16 protein-coding genes and 1 pseudogene are annotated in these 17,321 nt (G+C 33.6%); 7 read left to right on the top strand and 10 right to left on the bottom strand.

What is annotated here, in order from left to right:
- The first annotated feature begins 52 nt into the window (after window positions 1-52).
- On the top strand, window positions 53-1,948 hold the full coding sequence (locus A9D35_RS02435; RefSeq protein WP_066218520.1) for a M61 family metallopeptidase: 1,896 nt from the start codon (window positions 53-55) through the stop codon (window positions 1,946-1,948).
- Window positions 1,949-2,034: 86 nt separating this feature from the next.
- Here the strand turns inward: A9D35_RS02435 and A9D35_RS02430 are convergent, their stop codons facing one another.
- The gene (locus A9D35_RS02430; protein WP_066218515.1) at window positions 2,035-3,339 is read right to left on the bottom strand and encodes a DUF2254 domain-containing protein; all 1,305 of its coding nucleotides are present in this window, start codon (window positions 3,337-3,339) and stop codon (window positions 2,035-2,037) included.
- 206 nt (window positions 3,340-3,545) lie between these two features.
- On the bottom strand, window positions 3,546-4,442 hold the full coding sequence (gene xerD / locus A9D35_RS02425; protein ID WP_066218513.1) for a site-specific tyrosine recombinase XerD: 897 nt from the start codon (window positions 4,440-4,442) through the stop codon (window positions 3,546-3,548).
- A 191-nt stretch (window positions 4,443-4,633) separates the two neighbouring features.
- Between xerD and A9D35_RS02420 the strand changes: the two genes are divergently transcribed.
- Complete coding sequence (locus tag A9D35_RS02420; RefSeq protein WP_066218510.1) at window positions 4,634-5,218, top strand: hypothetical protein; 585 nt, start codon at window positions 4,634-4,636, stop codon at window positions 5,216-5,218.
- Between the two features lie 84 nt (window positions 5,219-5,302).
- Window positions 5,303-5,719: a type II 3-dehydroquinate dehydratase gene (aroQ, locus tag A9D35_RS02415; RefSeq protein WP_066218507.1), complete on the top strand. Its 417-nt coding sequence runs from the start codon at window positions 5,303-5,305 to the stop codon at window positions 5,717-5,719.
- Window positions 5,720-5,874: 155 nt separating this feature from the next.
- On the opposite strand, the gene A9D35_RS02410 is transcribed toward aroQ, so the two are convergent.
- Window positions 5,875-6,852 (bottom strand): DUF438 domain-containing protein, encoded by a 978-nt coding sequence (locus tag A9D35_RS02410; protein ID WP_083191590.1) that lies wholly within the window; start codon window positions 6,850-6,852, stop codon window positions 5,875-5,877.
- Between the two features lie 105 nt (window positions 6,853-6,957).
- Window positions 6,958-7,512, bottom strand: coding sequence for a nitroreductase family protein (locus A9D35_RS02405; RefSeq protein ID WP_066218505.1), 555 nt, complete (start codon window positions 7,510-7,512; stop codon window positions 6,958-6,960).
- Window positions 7,513-7,877: 365 nt separating this feature from the next.
- Here A9D35_RS02405 and A9D35_RS02400 point away from each other — a divergent pair, with 365 nt between their 5' ends.
- A complete protein-coding gene (locus A9D35_RS02400; protein WP_066218502.1) occupies window positions 7,878-8,516 on the top strand; it encodes a porin family protein in 639 nt (212 codons plus the stop codon).
- Window positions 8,517-8,598: 82 nt separating this feature from the next.
- Here the strand turns inward: A9D35_RS02400 and lpdA are convergent.
- Window positions 8,599-9,974: pseudogene (gene lpdA / locus A9D35_RS02395) on the bottom strand (dihydrolipoyl dehydrogenase).
- Between the two features lie 114 nt (window positions 9,975-10,088).
- Here lpdA and A9D35_RS02390 point away from each other — a divergent pair.
- The gene (locus A9D35_RS02390; protein ID WP_066218500.1) at window positions 10,089-11,378 is read left to right on the top strand and encodes an NAD(P)/FAD-dependent oxidoreductase; all 1,290 of its coding nucleotides are present in this window, start codon (window positions 10,089-10,091) and stop codon (window positions 11,376-11,378) included.
- On the opposite strand, the gene msrB is transcribed toward A9D35_RS02390, so the two are convergent.
- Entirely contained in the window at window positions 11,375-11,854 is a 480-nt protein-coding gene (msrB, locus tag A9D35_RS02385) for a peptide-methionine (R)-S-oxide reductase MsrB (protein WP_066218497.1), read from the bottom strand. The genes A9D35_RS02390 and msrB overlap by 4 nt on opposite strands.
- 121 nt (window positions 11,855-11,975) lie before the next feature.
- On the opposite strand from msrB, the gene A9D35_RS02380 reads away from it, so the two are divergent.
- Complete coding sequence (locus A9D35_RS02380; RefSeq protein ID WP_066218494.1) at window positions 11,976-12,782, top strand: M48 family metallopeptidase; 807 nt, start codon at window positions 11,976-11,978, stop codon at window positions 12,780-12,782.
- Window positions 12,783-12,840: 58 nt separating this feature from the next.
- Window positions 12,841-14,163 (top strand): MFS transporter, encoded by a 1,323-nt coding sequence (locus tag A9D35_RS02375; RefSeq protein WP_066218492.1) that lies wholly within the window; start codon window positions 12,841-12,843, stop codon window positions 14,161-14,163.
- Between the two features lie 134 nt (window positions 14,164-14,297).
- Here the strand turns inward: A9D35_RS02375 and A9D35_RS02370 are convergent, their stop codons facing one another.
- The 4 genes from A9D35_RS02370 to A9D35_RS02355 are packed head-to-tail and all read right to left on the bottom strand — an operon-like array spanning window position 14,298 to window position 17,267.
- Window positions 14,298-15,035, bottom strand: a complete 738-nt coding sequence (locus A9D35_RS02370; protein ID WP_066218487.1) for a head GIN domain-containing protein — start codon at window positions 15,033-15,035, stop codon at window positions 14,298-14,300.
- A gap of 39 nt (window positions 15,036-15,074) precedes the next feature.
- The gene (locus A9D35_RS02365) at window positions 15,075-16,160 is read right to left on the bottom strand and encodes a hypothetical protein (protein WP_066218484.1); all 1,086 of its coding nucleotides are present in this window, start codon (window positions 16,158-16,160) and stop codon (window positions 15,075-15,077) included.
- A gap of 60 nt (window positions 16,161-16,220) precedes the next feature.
- Window positions 16,221-16,700, bottom strand: a complete 480-nt coding sequence (locus A9D35_RS02360) for a hypothetical protein (protein WP_235817834.1) — start codon at window positions 16,698-16,700, stop codon at window positions 16,221-16,223.
- A 12-nt stretch (window positions 16,701-16,712) separates the two neighbouring features.
- Window positions 16,713-17,267, bottom strand: a complete 555-nt coding sequence (locus tag A9D35_RS02355; protein ID WP_066218481.1) for an RNA polymerase sigma factor — start codon at window positions 17,265-17,267, stop codon at window positions 16,713-16,715.
- Between the last annotated feature and the right edge of the window lie 54 nt (window positions 17,268-17,321).

Raw genomic sequence — 17,321 nt, 5'->3', positions numbered from 1 at the left:
TTGTTTCAGATTATTAATTTGGCAGACTAATTTAGATTAAACAAACTAATACATGAAAAATCAATTCTTTGCTTTAGCACTTGCAGGTTTAGTACTTGTAGGCTGTGGCTCTACTAAAAAAGTATCAAAAGACGATTCGGCTTTAAATACACCTATTGTAACTTCTATCAATTTAACTAAAGTGGTAGACGATAAAGCACCTGTTACTATTAACCCTGGTCGATTTGCACAAGACACCGTTGTTTATAGATTGCCGCGCGTAGTACAGGGTACTTACTCTGTAAGCGATTTTGGTAAATATATAGACGATTTTAAAGCTTACAATTATAAAGGCGAAGAAATTCCGACAACTAAATTAGACGTTAATTCTTGGACGATCCCTAATGCCGTAAACCTAGATTATGTTACCTATTATGTTAACGACACTTTCGATATAGAAGTAGAAGGAGGAATAGGAGGGGATACCCCATTTTCACCTTCTGGGACGAATATAGAACCTAACAACTATGTATTAAATCTGCACGGATTTATTGGGTATTTCGATTCTTTAAAAAACAATCAATATACCTTAGATGTTACAGCTCCAGCTACTTTTAAACGCACATCGGCGTTACAAAATGTAAAAGAGGTAACTAGTGAAGATGGTACTACAGTAACCACGAGTTATGCTGCACCAAGATATTTTGATATTACCGATAACCCGATGATGTATGGAGATTTAGATGTTGAAACATTTCAAGTTGGCGATATAAAAGTGGTTTTAAGTGTGTACTCGCCATCTAAAACACATACCGCTAAAAAATTGCGTCAGACTATGGAAAAAATGATGCAAGCTCAAAAAGCATTTTTAGGCGATATTCATACAACTTCTCGATACGACATTTATTTGTATTTGGCTGGTGAAGGAGAAGGAAACCCGAAAGGTTTTGGAGCTCTAGAGCACAACACATCTACAGTGGTGGTGTTACAAGATAGTATGCCTGAAGAAGCTTTAGATGAAAGTATGATAGATGTCGTGTCTCATGAATTTTTCCATATTGTAACGCCTTTAAGTGTGCATTCTGCAGATGTACATTATTTCGATTATAACAATCCTACTTTTTCTAAGCATTTATGGATGTATGAGGGGGTAACAGAGTATTTTGCAACCTTGTTTCAGGTAAGTGAAGATTTGGTTTCTGAAGATCAGTTTTATTCAAAACTCATGGAAAAAATCCATATGTCTAAGAGTTTTGATGATACCATGAGTTTTACTAAAATGAGTGAAAATATCTTAGAAAAACCATATTCCGATAACTATATCGATGTGTACCAGAAAGGTGCTTTAATTGGTATGTGTATCGATATTATTATGCGTGAAGAAAGCAACGGACAACGTGGTATTTTATCTTTAATGAAAGAATTATCGAAAAAATATGGTAAAAATAAACCATTTGATGATGATAGTTTAATTGCAGAAATTACAAGCATGACCTATCCTGAAGTGGGAGAATTTTTAAATACACATGTGGTAGGAACAACACCTATAGATTATAATATTTATTTTAATAAAGTAGGTTTAATAGAAACTGAAAGTAAAATTGAAACCAATTATTTACTGAATAATGGTGAATTAATTTTAGGAGGTGATCCTGTTACGAGAACGATATTTTTTAGCGATTTGGTAAGAGACAATAGTTTTTGGCATGAGCAAGGGGTATTGCCAAACGATATTATTAAGAGTATAAATGGAGAGGAAATGACCATTGTAAACGCGAATGATATGTTACAGAAAATGATCATGTGGCAGCCTGGACAAGATATCGATGTACGTTTAACAAGATTTGGTAAAGAAGTGGTGATTAAAACAAAATTAACCAAAACCTATACTACAGGGCAGGCACTTAAAGCAAATCCAGAAGCTACAGCAAAACAAATAGAATTACGTAAGGCGTGGTTAAAAGGTTAATCTCATTTTATAAAAATTATTAAGCAGTAGAATTTTAATAGGTGTTACTTAAAAAGGTTCGGAAGTAATTCTGGACCTTTTTTGTGTTATAAGATGGCTTTAGACCGAACTAATAACAAATCAAGATCACGTTTTTCTTTTAAAGACGCTTTGCCCACATTTACAACCATTTCTGCATGTTTTATAAGTGCTTGTTTATATACTGCTTTTTTAGCGAATTTGTTGATGGTAATTAATGCATCCATCAATTTTAATATTACAGAGGTGCATCCAGCAGAATATTGACGAATTTGATTGAAAGCCGAATCTAAAAAGTCTTCAAATGATAAATGCTCCGTGATTATTCTTAAATGACGATCGTTGTCCATTCTGTAATTAGAAGGAAATTTTACTTGAGTTAAGTGGCATAACGTAGACGTTAGATTGTCTATACAAGTAATGGCCGTAAACGGATCGTTAACACCCGGAGATAATGCTCGAGATGCTATTTCAACCATCTGTAAAATAGAAAACTCAAGATCTTGTTGTGCATTTTTTGTTTTACCAATTACAAACTGATTTGTGATGGATTCTAATTGCTTTTCATCCAAAGTCTCGTTGGAATATAATAGTCCAATTTCAAGGCCATCCACAATATAATTTCCAGGTTTAAAGTCTAAGTCTAGTACGGCGTTTAAATCGCTAACAGCCTCCAAAAGGGCATCGTTATCTATATACTGTATATATCCGTTTTTTTTAGATGTTATAGGAGTTTGGATTAAATATTCCGATTTTATAAATTCTACATTCAAAGGGGTTTCTGGTGTTAACTCTTCACCCATTTTATCAGGATATAAGGACTGGAATTGGTTGGAAATAATATCAGAAATATCAGAAATTACCTTATCCGCTTGAATACTTGTTGCGATTTGGTGAATAAAAACAATAAGCAGCAAAATGTTTATAAACGCAGCTATTATGGCCACAAGTATAGATAAAGATGGCATAAACGTATAACCGTCACTTTCTTTAATAGCGTTTAACACAAAAAGGCAATAAATATAGGTTGACACATAAGACCCCAATACAATTTGATTCAGCCTTACATACATGAAATTCCGAATGAGGCGCGGTCCAAATTGCGAAGACGCTAAAGTTAAAGCTACTAAGGTTATAGAAAATACAGTACTGGCAACACCAATCATAGCGCCAGAGATGGTAGATAAAATACTACGAGCAGAATCTGCACTATTTACAAAAAAGAACCGAGCTAAACCCTCGTGCGGTAAGGTTACAACTTGGTCTAAGGACACAAGACCTATAGAAAGAAAAATAGATAATATTATTATTAATACAGGAATAAACCAAAAGGTAGATTTTAATCGTTTAAATAAGAATAATAATTTTTTCATAGTCTGGCCAATATGGTTTAGTCTCTTTATTATACAGGTATAACATAAATAAAGAGACTTTTAGTAAGGTTTCCTAATTTGAAGATACTATAAATTAAAGATGATACAAAGTAGGACAGTTCTTTTTAAGAATTGCCGGAACTGTATTCATAAACACACACCGATACAAATACAACAGAAAAGGATTAAATCTAAATGATAACCACTTACTTTCTAGGGTGAAATTTCTCTACAACTTCGGTAAGATGTTTTTTGTCGAGATGCACATAAATCTCGGTAGTAGTGATACTTTCATGACCTAATAACAATTGGATGGATCGTAAGTCGGCTTGGTTTTGAAGCAAATGGGTCGCAAACGAATGTCTGAAGGTATGCGGAGAAATACGCTTTTTAAGGTCAATTTTTACAGCCAATTGTTTAATTATGGTAAAAATCATAGCGCGGGTTAATTGCTTGCCACGACGATTTAAAAATACGGTGTCTTCATGACCTGGTTGAATGTTTAGATGTGGGCGGATATCTCTTAAATAAATAGTAATATATTTTATTGTTGAAGCCACAATAGGCACAAAGCGTTGTTTATCGCCTTTACCGGTTACATTTATAAAACCTTCGTCGAAATATAAGTCAGATATTTTTAAATTCGTTAATTCGCTTACCCGTAAGCCACAACTGTAAAGTGTTTCTAAAATAGCACGATTTCGTTCGCCTTCATTTGATGATAAATCGATGGCTTCAATTAATTGGTCTATATCTTCTTCGCTCAAAGTGTCTGGTAGTTTTCTACCAATTTTAGGAGATTCAATCAACTCTAAAGGGTTATCTGCCCGATAATCTTCAAAAATTAAATAATCAAAAAAACTACGAAGACCAGAAATTAAACGTGCTTGGGACCGTGCATTTAATGTTTTAGCCGCTTCGTAAATAAATTGTTGAATGTGTTCCGATGAAATTTCTACAGGCGAGATGCTAATCGTATTGGTTTCTAGAAACACCATTAGTTTTTTAACGTCTAAGGCATAACTACTTACCGAATTAGCCGATAATCCGCGCTCTATTTTTAAAAATAAACTATAATCTTTTAAAGCGTTTTCCCATTTCATGCTAGCAAAATATCAAATATTAATCATATTTAAAGCAAACTCGGTTTAATTATTTATTCGATTGCCATACTAGTAAAATACAGCTGTTTAGACAGACTTCAATTGTTTAATATGAATATTTTTCAGTTTTATTTTTAATATTAAACAAAAAAGTTAGTAATTTGGAATTGTTAATCAAACATAAATTTATTATGAAAAAATTAGTTTTAATTGCTTTAATTTCACTTGGTTCTTTTGCTTGTATGCAAGCACAAACCGTAGTTAGAAGTACAACAACTACCACGACAACTCACCCACAACAAACGGTTTACAGACCTGTTTCTAGTGGACACACCGGATTAAATTTTGGAGCAAGTTTTATGCTACCAATAGCAGATTTATCAGATTACTCTTCTGCAGGTTTATCTATTGATGTAAACTATTTATATCCTGTTGTTCCACAATTAAGCATGGGTATTGCCTCTGGATATGGAATTGTATTTGGAGATGATTATGAAGGTGTTTTTGTTGAGTATGAAGGTGAAGATTTTCAATTTATTCCAGTTGCTGTAGCAACGCGTTATGTTCCAACTCCTAAAATTGAGTTTGGTGCAGACCTAGGGTACGCTATAGGAATTAGCGATAGTTTTGATGGTGGTTTCTACTACAGACCAGTATTTGCTTTTAACTTATCAGATTTAGTGCAGTTAAACTTTTCTTATACAGGTGTTAGTAACAACAACAGTTGGGTAACATGGTCTACCCTTAATTTTGGAGTTATGTTGAACCTAAACTAAGTTCAAACTTACTATTAATTATATAGGAGAGCGATTTTTTTAATCGCTCTTTTTTTATGTCTCAATCTTTTTTACATTTACTTTATGAAGAAAATTTTAATAATAAACGGACCTAATTTAAATTTATTAGGAAAACGCGAACCAGCAATTTACGGAAGTTTAACCTTTACAGAGTTTTTTGAGACTGTAAAAGCAAAATATACAGAGGTAGATTTATCGTATTTTCAATCTAATGTAGAAGGAGAAATCATAGATAAAATGCATGAAGTAGGGTTTAGTTTTGATGGTATTGTATTAAATGCAGCAGCTTATACACATACTTCGGTTGCCATAGGAGATGCTGTGAAGGCCATAGAAACTCCAGTAGTTGAAGTTCATATTTCTAATACTTTTGCTAGAGAAGAGTTTAGACATCAGTCGTATATTTCGCCTAATGCTAAAGGTGTTATTCTTGGTTTTGGCTTACAAAGTTACGAGTTGGCTATAAAAAGCTTTATATAAAAAGAGGCCGTCTGAAAAGTATTGAAATTCGTCATTCTAAATTTATTTTAGAATATCACAATAGTAATCAATTATGTGAGAATCTGAATCGAGTTCAGGTTGACGAAAACTTAACTTTTTTAGACAGCCACTTTCGTTTTTAACTGTATATAAAATTAATCCCAATCTAAAAGTCGTTTCTGACCTTCTAGCTTTTTAATAGTGGTAATGTCTTGAGACACTTCAAGCACACCTTTATATGTTTTGTTTTTATCGCGAATAGCGAAATATCTAATATAGATTATCTGCCCTTTCATATCGAACCAAAAATCGGCTACATCTTTTCTGCCAGCTTTAAACTCTTCTAAAATTCGTAAAACGGTATCGACACTTTTTGGAGGATGGCAAAATTTAACCTCACGACCTATAATACCTTTACTTCTTGGAAATACACGATCGTCTCCGCGGTTATAAAAAATGACTTTATCATTTTCATCAACATAAGTCACATCAAAAGGTAAAAAACGCAATAATAAATTAACCTGTTCTGGCGTCATATATCCTTCATCGTAATGAAAAGTATTTTCTAGCGAAAAAGTCAATTCAGGCGTATTTATTGCTTGACTAGGATGTTCGTAAGGCTGTTCCGTTACAGCAGGGTAGGGCATTGGTTTATTGGCTAACATCCAACCAATTTCTTCGTCTCCTTCGTAAAACTCTTTCCAATCGTCATCACTTAATAATTCCATAGCATTTGGAAATAAACGAATATCTTCAATTTCTAACAGGCGATTTATGCCATTGATTAAATAGGGAAGATCCTTTTTTATTTTTGGTATATCGCGTACCTCGTTGTGTATATTTAATAACCGTATTTGATCTCTTAAGGTATCGTGAAAAGACCACATTTGTTTAGAAGGGCCGTACCATTCATATTTTTCTAAATATGGAAACAATTGGTTTTCCTTTCTTCTAAACCGCTTTTCAATAGTAGCAAGTTGGTTAAAAATATTAAAATATTTCTGAAAATCTTCTGCAGGATCTACACCTTGCAATTCATCTAATAAGCCTTCTATGAGTTTAGCCTCTTCAAAATAAACACGTACAGGATGTCCTTCTGGTAAGGTATCTATTACTGGCATAAATGTGTTCATAATACTATAAATTACACAATAAAAGATAATTTTATCTTTTATTGTGTAAATATACTATCTTTTGGTAGTTTTTAAGGAAGAAAGTGGACTAAATAATTGTTAAAATTATAGCCATTCTACTTTATCAGATAGAGGTTTTGGTATCCGTTCTGGTGATGGCGTATCGTAGTATCCTAAATAGAAAAAACCTAAACAGCGCTCGTTAGGTGCTAGACTGAAAAATTCGTCCATATAATCTATTAATCCAGGAGAACTCCAATACGAGCCTAATTGTAGGTCTGTAGCCATAAGCCACATATTTTGTACGGCCATAGCTGTAGCAGCAATTTCTTCCCATTCGGGAATACTAGCCTCCGGATCACGTGCCATACAAATGGCAATAATAGCTCCTGCTTTTTTAGGATTTTCTCTCAGTTTATTGAATTTAAATTCTGAAAATTTATCGGTTGTACTTTTAAATTTTTCTGAAAGAAAGACTCCTAGAGCCTCTTGAGAATCTCCTTGTAAAACTTTAAATCGCCATGGTTCTGTACGCTTATGGGTGGGAGCCCAATTTGCCGCTTCTAAAAGTTGATCTATAACGGCTTTAGAAATGGGTTTTGAATTATATTGATCGGGCATTACAGAGCGCCTTTTAGCGATAAGGTCTTTTAATTCCATATGATGTACTTTTTTCAAAAGTATGAATAGCGAAGCTTATATCTACATTTTTTTATAAAATATCGTGTAAAAGTAATAGTGTAATTAGAAGTCTAGACGTTTTGAATAGATAATATATAGAGTAAAGATTTCAATTTTTTTCTGTCTTTAACGATTTTGCAAGGTATTCTAAACTCATTTTAAATGTGGCAAATTGAAGCAAAGGAGTTAACAATTATTTCAATAGAGTTGCCTCTAAATTTTAATAATTACGATTGTTTTTTTGAAGAATTACACATCTTGTTAATATGCTGTTAAGTCTTATTGTCAGTTAATTTATGGCTTATAGATTTGGGTTAATAACTCAATTAAAACATTAAAAAAATATGAAAAAATTAATTGCAATTACAGGAGTATTAGTATTTACTATAACATCGATTTACGCGCAATCAGATTCTAAAGCCGTTCAATTTGGAGCGAAGGCAGGAGTTAATTTTTCTAAGCTAATAGGCGATGATTTTAACGATGTAGATTCAAGAACAAGTTTTAATGCGGGACTATTGGCCGAAATTCCTATTTCTGAAAGAATTTCTTTCCAACCTGAGGTATTTTATTCTGGGCAAGGGTTTGATATTTTAGAAATAGATCAGGATAATGTATTTGATACCGATGAGAATTTAGAGTATCAATTAGATTATATTCAGGTGCCCTTATTAATTAAAGCATATTTAATTGAAGGATTAAGTGTTGAAGTAGGGCCACAATTTGGATTTAAAATTCATGAAGAATTTGATTGGGAGCCAAATGCTGATAGTGGTGATTTTGAAGTTGATAGTAACGATTCTTATGTGAAAGATTTTGAAACTAGCTTAGCCTTTGGTACTTCGTACAAGTTTGATGCTGGTTTATTTTTAAGTGCGCGCTACACTTTAGGTTTAACCAAAATTTTTGAAGATGACACCATTTTGGGAGACGTAGATGGCAAGAATAGTGTATGGCAATTTGGGGTAGGATATATGTTCTAAGTCCACATATAATTATAGTACATAAAAAAAGGAGATTCAATTTGAATCTCCTTTTCTATATATAAAATAAAACGATGTTTTATTAGATGTGAATTACTTCGTCGTAAGCAGCAGCTACAGCTTCCATTACAGCTTCACTCATCGTTGGGTGAGGGTGAATGGTTTTTAATACTTCATGACCAGTAGTTTCAAGTTTACGTCCTAAAACTGCTTCAGCAATCATATCTGTAACACCAGCACCAATCATATGGCAACCTAACCATTCGCCATATTTAGCATCGAAAATTACTTTTACGAAACCATCTTTGTTTCCAGCGGCACTAGCTTTACCAGAAGCAGAGAATGGGAATTTACCAATTTTTAATTCGTAACCTTTTTCTTTAGCTTGCTTTTCAGTTAAACCTACACTTGCAATCTCTGGAGATGCATAGGTACAACCTGGAATGTTTCCGTAGTCGATTGGCTCAACGTGCATTCCTGCAATTTTTTCAACACATAAAATACCTTCTGCAGAAGCAACGTGTGCTAAAGCCTGACCAGGAGTAACATCACCAATTGCATAGTATCCAGGGATATTTGTTTGGTAATAATCGTTAACTAAGATTTTATCGCGATCTACAGCAATACCAACATCTTCTAATCCGATGTTTTCAATATTTGTTTTAATTCCTACTGCCGAAAGGATGATGTCTGCTTCAAGAACTTCTTCACCTTTACTTGTTTTTACAGTAGCTTTAACACCTTTTCCAGACGTGTCTATAGAAGTAACTTCTGAAGATGTCATGATATTAATTCCAATTTTCTTGAAAGAACGCTCTAATTGTTTAGAAACGTCTTCGTCTTCTACAGGAACTACATTAGGTAAGTATTCTACTATGGTTACTTCTGTACCCATAGAGTTATAGAAATATGCAAACTCTACACCAATTGCTCCAGAACCTACAACAATCATTTTCTTAGGTTGCTCTGGTAAAGTCATAGCTTCACGGTAACCAATTACTTTTTTACCATCTTGTGGTAAACTTGGTAATTCACGAGAACGTGCACCTGTAGCCACAATAATATGGTCGGCACTATATACCGTACCATCAACGTCTATTTTTTTCCTGGTTTTAAAGTACCGTATCCATTAATAACGTCAATTTTATTTTTTTTCATTAAAAATTGGATACCCTTACTCATTCCGTCGGCTACACCTCGGCTACGTTTTACAACAGCGCCAAAATCTTTATCGAATTCTTTTACAGATAAACCATAGTCATCTGCATGTTTTAAATATTCGAATACTTGAGCCGATTTTAAAAGGGCTTTGGTAGGAATACATCCCCAATTAAGACAAACTCCACCTAAGTTTTCCTTTTCTACAATGGCAGTTTTAAAACCTAATTGAGACGCTCTAATAGCGGTTACGTAGCCTCCAGGACCACTTCCAAGAACAATAATATCGTATTTACTCATGTCTAATTCTTTAAATCATTTAAGACTACGAATTTACGAAACCTATTTCGAATTATGAATTTTGGAAGTTAAAAAATAGATCTTTTATTATATTTGTTCTGTAACTTATTAAATATGAATATACCCAGAACGAGTAACCCTCGTGTTGTTATTATAGGAGGAGGCTTTGCTGGCGTATCTTTGGCCAAGACATTATCTAAATTAGAAGTCCAGGTTGTACTTCTAGACAAGCATAATTATCATAATTTTCAACCCTTACTATATCAGGTATCTACAGGAGGTTTAGAACCAGATTCTATTGCTTATCCTATTCGAAAAATCCTTAAAGATTACAAAAATTTTCAATTTCGTTTGGCAAATGTGTTAGAAATTGATCCCATAGGAAAATGGATTAAAGCCGATATAGGGGAATTAAAATTTGATTATTTGGTGATTGCTTCAGGTTCTGAAACCAATTATTTTGGTAATACCTCTATAGAGACTCATAGTATGGCCATGAAAACCATTCCGCAGTCTTTAAACTTACGAAGTTTAATTTTAGAAAACTTTGAAGATGCTTTACTTACTAACGATTTAAACGAGCGCAACGCGTTAATGAACTTTGTAATTGTTGGTGCGGGACCCACAGGGGTAGAGCTTGCTGGTGCTTTGGCAGAAATAAAACAAGGGATTCTACCAAAAGATTATCCAGATTTAGATACGCGTTTGGCCCAAATTCATTTAATACAATCTGGAGATCGTATTTTAAAAGAAATGAGTGAAACGGCTTCAGAAAATGCGGAAGAATTTTTAGAAGAATTAGGGGTAAATGTTTGGAAAAATTTACGTGTTAAAGGTTACGATGGTAAAACGGTTACAACGAATAGTGATGTGACTTTCGAAACTGCTACTATGGTTTGGGCAGCAGGGGTTAAAGGTGCTGCTATAAAAGGCCTAGATGCCGAAAATATAGATTTAAGAAGCAATCGTATTAAAGTTAACGCTTATAATCAGTTAGAGGCATACCCAAATATATTCGCTATTGGCGACGTGGCACAAATAGAAACAGAAACCCATCCTTTTGGATACCCAATGATGGCACAACCTGCCATCCAGCAAGGAAAACAACTAGGGCCAAATATAGAACGTTTATTGGCTGGTAAGCCTATGGTTCCGTTTAAATATCAAGACAAAGGCGCTATGGCTACAGTAGGTAGAAATAAGGCCGTTGTCGATATGCCTAAATTTAAATTTCAAGGGGTTTTTGCATGGTTTGTATGGATGTTTGTTCATCTATTCTTTTTAATCGGATTTAGAAATCGGATGATTGTTTTTGTAAACTGGGTATATAATTATATTCGTTTCGATAGAGAAGCCCGATTAATTATTCGTCCGTTTAAAAGAAAATTAAAGTCTGATATTTAATTCGTTTTAGGTACAAATTTTAAAGCCACACCATTTATACAATGGCGTTTCCCTGTAGTTTTTCTTGGACCATCGTTAAATACATGGCCTAAATGACTACCACAAGTTGCGCAGTGTTCTTCTATACCATACATGCCGCCACCTCCAGACGAAAAGCTAACATTTCCTTTTATATAATCGTAAAAACTTGGCCAGCCTGTACCCGAATCAAATTTAGTTTCACTATTAAATAATGGAGTATCGCAACCTGCACAATGATAAGTTCCAGGTTCGTAAATTTTATTTAACGGACTAGAAAAAGGTGGTTCGGTACCTTCTTCTCGCATCACGCGGTATTGTATGTCGGTAAGTTGAGCCTTCCATTCTGAACTACTTTTGGTTACTTTATAAGAGGTCGTTTTAGAGTCTTTTTGTTGTGAAAACCCTTGGCAAGAAAAAAGACTAAAGGCAATGCATATCAAAAAAAATGGTTTCATATTATAATTGTTTTATTTAAATTGTCGTTTTATATGATTATACTTACGAAAAAATAAAAGAAAAAGTTTTAAAAATCACATTCCGATAGGTTTTTGTAATTTTAATTAAAAAATAAATGTTATGAATATAACTTTCCGTGTTTGCTTTTTAGCTTGCATGTTAATGTTTGGATCTTGCGCGACAAATCCGTTTACAGGTAAGCAAACCATGGCTTTGGTTTCCAACGATCAATTATTTCCTGCTTCTTTCCAACAGTACGATGCCTTTTTAAAAGAACATAAAGTAGTAAAAGGAACTGAAGACGCCAGAAGAATAACAAGAATAGGAGAGCGTATTGCAAAAGCTGCCGAGCGGTATTTAAATGCAAACGGTTATGTAGGGTATTTAAAAGGCTATCAATGGGAATATCATTTAGTAGATAGCGAGGAAAAAAATGCTTGGTGTATGCCAGGTGGTAAAATTGTGTTTTATACCGGAATACTACCAATTGCAGGTTCAGATGCTGGGATTGCGGCCATAATGGGACATGAAGTTGCTCATGCCTTAGCTAACCATGGTCAACAACGTATGAGTGCCGCTTATATTCAGCAAGGTATCGCTATTGCCGGGAATGTAGCCATTACAGACGATCAAAGTCGCGATTTATTTAATCAGTATTACGGAATCGGATCGAATGTAGCGGGTATGTTACCGTTTAGTAGAAGTCATGAAGCCGAAGCCGATAGAATAGGAATTGTTTTAATGGCTATTGCAGGTTACGACCCTGCGGTTACTCCCGAATTATGGAAACGTATGGAATCTTCTAATGTTCCAGAACTTTTAGCGACGCATCCATCAAATGCATCGCGAATCTCAAGTTTAAATGCTTTGGTACCGAATGCTAGAGCAGAAGCAAAAAAATTCGGTGTAACTTCGTTTACCGAATAATCAATCTATTCGTTTAAAATACACATTTAAATTATTAAGGTATTAATCCAAATTTTTAATGAAAATATATCCTAAAGGAAGTAAAACACTTTTAAATGCTTGGGCGTTTTACGACTGGGCAAATTCTGTTTATACTTTAACCATTGCTTCAACCATTTTCCCCATTTTTTACGGGGCTTTATTTACAGCAGATGATAAGCGTGTTCATATTTTTGGAGCCGATGTAAAAAATACAGCCTTAATATCTTTTGTTACCGCATTTGCTTTTCTAGTTATCGCTTTTATTTCGCCCATTCTATCGGGAGTTGCCGATTATATAGGAAATAAAAAAGTGTTTATGAAAGTGTTTTGTTACACTGGAGCTTTAGCATGTATAGGATTAAACTGGTTTAGCTTAGATTATATTTATGTGAGTTTGGCATTCTACTTTTTAGGGTTGATAGGATATTGGGGAAGTTTAGTATTTTACAATTCGTATTTACCAGATATAGCATTTCCCGAACAACAAGATAAAATTAGTGCGAAAGGATTCTCTTTAGGCTATTTAGGAAGTGTTTTATTGTTAATATTGAATTTAGCCATGGTAATGAAACCCGACTTTTTCGGTATTACAGGTACCGAGGGTGAAGCAGCTATGAAAGCCATGCGATATTCCTTTATAAGTGTGGGAATCTGGTGGATTTTATTTAGTCAGTACACCTATTATATATTACCTAAAGGTGTAAAAACGGGAGACAAGGTTACTAAAGATGTATTATTAAACGGTTTTAAAGAATTAAAACATGTTTTTGAAGACATAAAAAAGAACTTACGCTTAAAGCGTTATTTAAGTGCTTTTTTCGTGTACAGCATGGCGGTACAAACCATAATGCTGGTGGCGACTTATTTTGGAGAACAAGAAGTAGAGTGGGGAGGCGATCAAGCTAAAACTATGGGACTCATAGGTAGTATTTTAGTTATTCAAATAGTTGCTATTTTAGGTGCTATATTAACCTCTAAAGCTTCTGCAAAATTTGGAAATGTAAAAACACTTATTGTTATTAATTTTATATGGATGTGTCTGTGTTTATATGGATATTTTGTAGAAACTCCTATGCAATTTTATATTACAGCGATGTTTGTTGGTTTGGTAATGGGCGGAATTCAAGCCCTGTCACGATCTACATATTCTAAATTTTTGCCAGACACAGAAGTAACAACATCGTATTTTAGTTTTTACGATGTAGCCGAAAAAATTGGTATCGTTATAGGGATGCTTATTTACGGAAGTATAGATCAAATAACGGGGAGTATGCGAAATTCAATCCTGTTTTTATTTGTCTTCTTTTTAATAGGAATAATTCTATTATATCGTATTCCTAAAGAGGAAGTGAAAAAATAAAAAACATGTTTTCGTCAAGCCTGAACTTGATTTAGGTTCTCATAACGTTAAATATTAAAAACGGTCATTCTGAATCTATTTCAAAATGACCGTTTTTAATTAGATATAGCCTAATCCTTAAATATTTAAAGTGTTTATGCTTTAGAAATACTTCCAGAACCCGATACTTTAGAGTCTTCTTTTTCAGGATTGCCTTTGTATTCTATGTCGCCAGAACCAGAAACACGCGCTTTTAAATAGGTTTGAGTATTTACTCGGGCATCTCCAGAACCATTCACTGAAACGTCGGTATTTTTGGTTTGTAAATTATATCCGTTAAAATCGCCAGAACCGGTAACGTTTACGTTTAAGTTTTCTGTTTGGCCTTCTAGTGATAAGTCTCCAGAACCTGTTACTTTAGCATCAACAGTTGTCGTATTTACATCTAAAATAATATCGCCAGATCCAGTAATTCCAACCATTAATTGTTCAGAATTTATAGTATTTTTAGTCGTTAAATCGCCTGAACCCGTGAGGGAAACGTCAAAAATATCTTCAAAAGGAATATTTATCAAGACATCTTTGTTATGACTAGGTCTTATATTTATACCTTCTTTAACTTTTACAATTAATGTGTTTCCTTCCACTTCGGTTAGGATATAGGGAATAAGGTTAGATTCTCCGGTAATAGAAATTTCACCTTCAGTACCTTTTACTAAAACAAAATCCATAGCTCCAGAGCAGGTAATAGCGTCGTAACTTGTGGTTGCTCTGGTTGTAGAAATTACATTGCCATTACCTTGAATGCCATGGTGTTCGTAACTTGCACATGCGTTTAATACTAAGGCTAGTACGGTAATTAGACTGACCTTTTTTAAATAATTAATGTTCATTTTTTGATTGATTTTGATGATTATTTATAATAAGTGTTTTTAGTTTTTTATAAAAGATACACTACCGTAATCTGAGTTAATTGTAATGGTATTCGATGTGTTAGAACTGCCGTAATATCCTTTGTAATATTTGTCTGAAGATTCTATGCGTTTGGTGCTAAATTCGAATCCGTCTTGATCTCGTAAATCGGCATACTCTAAATCTAATTCGAAGTTGAAATGATAATTCGCATCGTATCCGATTTTTATTCCGACATAATCGGAATCGATAGTTATATTTTTAGCATTAGCGGTCATGTTTTTAATCTTTATAGATCCATAATCGGCATTTATATTTACAGATTTGTAAACATCGCCAACCACGACGGTTAAATAATCGCCTTCACCTTTAAAATTATTAACTTTTTCAACTGTAATACTTCCGTAGTCGCAGTTATAGCTCACATTTTCGCCAATCTCAACTTTACTTTGGGTGTAATCGGCATTGATAAATAAATCTTTAGTTTTTGCAACTGTAAACCCACTATAATCTGCATTAATACGTCCGCTTTTAATATATTCGAAATACGATTTAGAGGTGTAATCGAAATTTATTTCATTATTGTCGGCCATTAATTCTTTGGTGGTAATTTTACCATAATCGCAGCTAATTTTAGCCTTTCCTTCTAGCTTATCTAGGTTAATAGCACCGTAATCGTTACTTAAATCTACACTATTGGTTATAGGCATTTTGATAACATAATTGACTTTCATGTTTACATTGTCGGAACCGTTCCAGTCCCACCATTTCGATTTCGTTTTATGAAAAATAGTTTTCGCAGACACATGGTTAGAAGAGGCATCAAATGCAACTGTAATATCTTCTAATTTATTCTGTACTTTATCTGAATCGTTACCATTGGTAGTGATCGTAATTTCGAACACAATTCGGTTTTCATTCCAAGTAATAATATCTAGGTTTCCGTAACTATTATCAACACTTAAGGTTGCATTACTATTTACTTTAAACTCTTTTTTAATGACCTTTTCTTTGGTATGTTTTCCTTTTAAAGGATTATTAGCCAACACCGCTAAAGGAATGAGTAAGAATAAAAAAGCGATGTTATATGGTAGTTTGGTTTTCATAAGTAATATGTTTTAATTGTTTTACATTGTCTATAGTTTCCATAACATTTTGTAGAATGTCTATGCGATTTGAAAGTTTGCAATCATGGCATAGATTACGCGTTTATCGTTGCCACTTTTTGTTAAATCTAATTTTAGTTTTTCGTAATCGGCTTCTAGAATATTTAATTGTTTTAAGGCATCTTGTATTAAGGGCTGTACTTCTGGGGCTTGTTCTTTTTCTAATTGTTTTAATTCTTGAGCAATAGTGGCATTAAAAAAACTTTGAGTTTTTGCCATTTCTGGCGACACGCTTGCTAAACCTGCTTCCTTATTATGGTTATTAAAGGCAAACGTTAATCCTAAAAGTAGCACAACTGTAGCTGCCACTGCTAAAAGAGGTTTTAAAAATGGATATGTTTTTTTACGAGGTTGTATCTCCGAATTTTGAAGCTTTAATTTTGCTGCAAACCGCTTTTCGTGATGGGTATGTGGCGTTTCAACATCAAAATCGTGTTGTAAACTTTTAAATAAATCTTCTATAGAATCGTTTGGTTTCATAATCTTATATTTTTAAACGACTTTTTGTAATTTTTGTCTTAAACTTTCTTTGGCTCTAGAAATTGTAGTTCTACAATTGGCATAACTCACATTCATAATGCTAGAAATTTCTTCGTAATCGTAGCCTTCAATTAAATGTAAAGTGAGCGCAATTCTGTAATTATCTTTTAAAGTATTCATGCCATCTAAAACAAATTTTGCTCGTTGTTTTGAAGTTTCATCTTGATTATCGTCAACATAAGTGTCTTCAATTTTATACATTACTGTGTCGTAAGGGACATCTTCATATTTACTATTTTTGTTAAAATGCTGAATACTATTATTAATTACTATACGTTTTAGCCAAGCTCCAAAGGTTTTTACATCTTTAAGCGTTTCTAGTTTTGTAAATGCCGTTAAAAACGAATCTTGCATAATGTCTTCGGCTTCAAAACTGTTTTTTACAATTCTGAAAGAGGTATTATACATCGCTTTATAGTACCTATTGTAAACTTCCAATTGGGCCGATTGGTTTCCTGTTTTACAATGCTCTATAAGCGTATCGATATGTTGATTTGTTATTGACAATTACAAAAAATGACTAATGGTTTATTATATAGATGAAGGTATTACTTTATTGTT

The organism is Formosa haliotis, assembly GCF_001685485.1.
GTDB classification, from domain to species: Bacteria; Bacteroidota; Bacteroidia; order Flavobacteriales; family Flavobacteriaceae; genus Formosa; species Formosa haliotis.
The sequence above is the reverse complement of the archived record's forward strand: the minus strand, read 5'-3'. Positions and strand labels throughout refer to the sequence as shown.

Excerpts from the sequence above, each read along its gene's own strand:
- A9D35_RS02435 (WP_066218520.1), top strand. The coding sequence starts at position 53 with ATGAAAAATCAATTCTTTGCTTTAGCACTTGCAGGTTTAGTACTTGTA.
- A9D35_RS02430 (WP_066218515.1), bottom strand. The coding sequence starts at position 3,339 with ATGAAAAAATTATTATTCTTATTTAAACGATTAAAATCTACCTTTTGG.
- xerD (WP_066218513.1), bottom strand. The coding sequence starts at position 4,442 with ATGAAATGGGAAAACGCTTTAAAAGATTATAGTTTATTTTTAAAAATA.
- A9D35_RS02420 (WP_066218510.1), top strand. The coding sequence starts at position 4,634 with ATGAAAAAATTAGTTTTAATTGCTTTAATTTCACTTGGTTCTTTTGCT.
- aroQ (WP_066218507.1), top strand. The coding sequence starts at position 5,303 with ATGAAGAAAATTTTAATAATAAACGGACCTAATTTAAATTTATTAGGA.
- A9D35_RS02410 (WP_083191590.1), bottom strand. The coding sequence starts at position 6,852 with ATGAACACATTTATGCCAGTAATAGATACCTTACCAGAAGGACATCCT.
- A9D35_RS02405 (WP_066218505.1), bottom strand. The coding sequence starts at position 7,512 with ATGGAATTAAAAGACCTTATCGCTAAAAGGCGCTCTGTAATGCCCGAT.
- A9D35_RS02400 (WP_066218502.1), top strand. The coding sequence starts at position 7,878 with ATGAAAAAATTAATTGCAATTACAGGAGTATTAGTATTTACTATAACA.
- A9D35_RS02390 (WP_066218500.1), top strand. The coding sequence starts at position 10,089 with ATGAATATACCCAGAACGAGTAACCCTCGTGTTGTTATTATAGGAGGA.
- msrB (WP_066218497.1), bottom strand. The coding sequence starts at position 11,854 with ATGAAACCATTTTTTTTGATATGCATTGCCTTTAGTCTTTTTTCTTGC.
- A9D35_RS02380 (WP_066218494.1), top strand. The coding sequence starts at position 11,976 with ATGAATATAACTTTCCGTGTTTGCTTTTTAGCTTGCATGTTAATGTTT.
- A9D35_RS02375 (WP_066218492.1), top strand. The coding sequence starts at position 12,841 with ATGAAAATATATCCTAAAGGAAGTAAAACACTTTTAAATGCTTGGGCG.
- A9D35_RS02370 (WP_066218487.1), bottom strand. The coding sequence starts at position 15,035 with ATGAACATTAATTATTTAAAAAAGGTCAGTCTAATTACCGTACTAGCC.
- A9D35_RS02365 (WP_066218484.1), bottom strand. The coding sequence starts at position 16,160 with ATGAAAACCAAACTACCATATAACATCGCTTTTTTATTCTTACTCATT.
- A9D35_RS02360 (WP_235817834.1), bottom strand. The coding sequence starts at position 16,700 with ATGAAACCAAACGATTCTATAGAAGATTTATTTAAAAGTTTACAACAC.